This is a genomic window from Photorhabdus sp. RW14-46 (assembly GCF_963887965.1).
Taxonomy (GTDB): domain Bacteria; phylum Pseudomonadota; class Gammaproteobacteria; order Enterobacterales; family Enterobacteriaceae; genus Photorhabdus; species Photorhabdus laumondii.
Window position 1 is genome coordinate 1 of sequence record NZ_CAWPHH010000074.1, and the last position, 3,703, is coordinate 3,703.

Genomic DNA, 3,703 nt, shown 5'->3' on the forward strand with positions numbered 1-3,703 from the left:
ACGGAGCAGGAGAATCTGGCCGGCAACTGTTACCCATATTAAGAGAACATAGAGAATTCAACCCGATTGCTTTTGTTGATGACAATGCTAAATTACACAATTTATCTATTCATGGAGTTTATGTCTTCTCTTCAGAGAAGATAACCATCTTAGTAGAAAAATATAATATAAAGAAAATATTATTAGCCATACCCAGTGCATCAATATCTAATAGAAAAAAAATACTAGAAAGACTCCAAAAAGAACATTGTGAAATCCTCACCATTCCAAGTTTCAATGATCTGGTTGAAGGCAAAGCACAAATAAACTCACTGAAACGCGTTTCCATTAACGATCTGTTAGGGAGAGAACAAGTTGATCCACTACAAAGTCTACTCAGTAAAAACATCAAAAACAAAAATGTGCTTATTACCGGTGCCGGTGGTTCAATCGGATCAGAATTATGCAGGCAAATCATCACTCAATCTCCCTCTCAGATAGTCCTATTTGAATTAACCGAATATTGTCTCTATTCAATAGAAAAAGAGTTACAAAAGATAAACTCAGATAGAGATTTGAATATAACGATTACTGCAATTTTAGGAGATATAAAAGATTCAGAAAAGATAGCTAGAATAATCAATAAATTTAACATTAACACCATATACCACGCAGCGGCATATAAACATGTTCCACTGGTAGAAATGAATACCATAGAGGGTATTAATAACAATATCTTTGGCACCCTCTCACTGGCTCAAGCAGCAATTAACCAAAAAGTTGAAAAATTTGTATTAATCTCTACCGACAAAGCCGTCCGCCCGACGAATACCATGGGCGCAACAAAAAGATTTGCCGAACTGATACTACAAGCTTTTGCTAAAGAGCACAGTTATACAAAATTCTCAATGGTTCGCTTTGGCAACGTCCTTGGCTCATCCGGTTCCGTTGTCCCCCTATTCGAGAAACAGATAAAAAGTGGTGGACCAATAACCCTCACTCACAAAGACATTACCCGTTACTTCATGACAATCCCAGAAGCGGCCCAATTAGTCATCCAGGCAGGAGCACTGGGCAATAATGGCGACGTCTTTGTTCTGGATATGGGAGAATCAGTAAAAATTTATGATCTCGCCCGGAAAATGATCCATCTTTCCGGCCTGACCGTGAAAGATGAAACCAATCCTCATGGTGATATCGAAATCAAAATTACCGGATTAAGACCCGGTGAAAAACTTTATGAAGAACTCTTAATTGGTGATAACGTCTCTGGCACTAATCACCCAAGAATCATGACAGCCAATGAAGTTTTTCTGACCTGGGATAAATTAAACCCATTATTAAATGACTTAAAAACATCTTGTGAAAATTACGATTTTGAAAATATTAGGCAGATCCTGATTAATGCTCCTATTGATTTTCATCCTAAAGATTATATTTACGATCTTCTAAAATAAACATTCATGTCATAAAACTGGCTGAAAATCATATTACCGACATTAGCCTTCTAGACAAATAATAATCCTATGAAATTTTTAACACACGAGAAATTAAAAATCAAATAATTCGAAAATTAAAATAACAAGCTAACAAAAATCTCATTATTAGATATACCCTATGGATTTCAAGATGGATCGCGGCGGCAAGGGAGAGAATCCCCGGGAGCATAGGTAACGATGTGACCGGGGTGAGCGAGTGCAGCCAACAAAGAGGCAACTTGAAAGATGACGGGTATATATCATATGCATTATACTTCCTTCATTTCCTCCTTAAACAAAGGAGAATGATTAAACATCTGGAAATTATAAAGCTAGCTTCTTAGCACGAGTCTATAAATTTATGAAACAGTACCCAAATGGCTATATTCATCAACCGTAAAGTAACAGCCAATGCCTACGGACTCTCCTCTGGTGTCTTCTGGGGGCTAAGTGGCGTACTTTTCGCATTATTACTAAAAAACACCGCACTTTCCTGTTGTTTCTTCATTCCCATCATACTCGCATTCCTAAATGATACGATTTCATGCGGATATATGTTTATATACCTTGTAGTTAAAGGAAAATACCGAGCGATACGCCTTATCCCCAAAAACAAGAAAAATGGCATAATTGTATTGGCGGCTATATTTGGTGGCCCAATGGGCATGTCTTGTTATATCTTAGCTATTCAATACATTGGCATTAGCTACACAGCAACTATTTCAGCAACCTACCCGGCTATTGGCGCACTCATTTCTTTTTTCCTGCTTAAAGATCGCATTCACCTTATCGGCATATTGGGATTAATACTGGCCGTTGTATGTACTATGATACTCGGTTATTCAGCATCAACTCAGACAACATCTGGCTGGATAGGCTTTTTCTTCGCTTTTATATGCGCACTAGGCTGGAGTTCCGAAGTTGTTATCAGCTCTTACGGCATGAACAAAGATATACCTGCTGATATTGCTTATTTCATCAGGCAATTATCATCCTCTGTGGGCTATTTAATCATGATCATATTATTCATTCACTCCTTTCCTGGAGTTACACATATTTTTTCAAATATAGAATTATACTCCTTATTATTTTTCACCTCTCTGGTCGCCACACTATCGTACCTCTTCTACTACAAAGCAATCTGCATGCTTCAACCCATCCGTGCGATGAGTTTAAACATCACCTATGCTATCTGGGCAGTCATCTTTGCTTATTTGCTGGTAGATGAACCCATCTCTATAAATCTACTGCTTCTATGCGTAGGCGTCTCTGCCGGTTCATTCCTAACTGCCGTAAATCCACTTAATATCAAAAAATTGATTCTGACACTTAAATGAACGCGATTTCATTCACAACAAGTTTAAATTCGTTTTACGGCTATAGTTAAAGAAAACTACTAAAACTCTACTGAGCATCAATAATATATTACCAAATATCCCCGAACCTACACTAACCACTCTCCCCCTCTTCTCTGACCTTTTAGATAACCATCACTACTGAATTTACCTATACCTCTAAAGTTACAGATTGCAGAATTAGGAATATCGTTACCTCACCAATCACAATGCTAAATAAACATGAAGTCACAATTAAGCTTTACTACCGAATGGATATCACGGAAATACTGCCACATCCCGAAGCGAATGGAATCGCAGGAAACCTGTTGAAAAATAAGGCACATAGTACGTTGTTGGTAAGATCTAACCGCCATTCCATGAGTAGTAATACAGATTTCAGCTAACTCTATTCTACCAATTAGTTAAACAAGTGGTTTGTTAAACTTGACCCAGAAGAGTTTACAGTCTAATCTCCCCCCAACTAGTTACAAAATCTTATCCCCCATTACTTTTTGTTAAGACAGACAAAAGTATTGGAAAATCAGTGCAATAGATAAGATTTCCGAATATTACAGGCACTCTGGGAGCCAAAAACCTAGTGCGGTAGCTTTATCGTTATACTATCCATTATCTTATCTTTAATAACCATGCTAACAAAACTTCCTTAAACACATTATTAAAGTTCCTGCTATCAAATAAATTTATGAAAATAAACGACATCCTCTATTAGATACTGAATGTTATTTATTTTTATGAATTTTTTATTTAATTAAAATCGGAACCTTAAAAGGCAAAATATGTCCTCACTCAACATTCTCACCGAGAAATTTGATAATAAAACCGCCACCATTGCCATTGTTGGCCTGGGTTATGTTGGCTTACCGCTCATGCTCAGATATAACGATATTG

3 protein-coding genes are annotated in these 3,703 nt (G+C 37.1%); all 3 read left to right on the forward strand.

Features of this window, described 5'->3' with window-relative positions:
• Window positions 1-1,436: polysaccharide biosynthesis protein (locus tag AACQ38_RS23400; protein ID WP_165579208.1), on the forward strand; the 1,436-nt coding region annotated here is incomplete at its 5' end.
• A 221-nt stretch (window positions 1,437-1,657) separates the two neighbouring features.
• A complete protein-coding gene (locus AACQ38_RS23405; RefSeq protein WP_158538197.1) occupies window positions 1,658-1,801 on the forward strand; it encodes a hypothetical protein in 144 nt (47 codons plus the stop codon).
• 33 nt (window positions 1,802-1,834) lie between these two features.
• On the forward strand, window positions 1,835-2,794 hold the full coding sequence (locus tag AACQ38_RS23410; protein ID WP_165579209.1) for a DMT family transporter: 960 nt from the start codon (window positions 1,835-1,837) through the stop codon (window positions 2,792-2,794).
• Window positions 2,795-3,703: the final 909 nt, after the last annotated feature.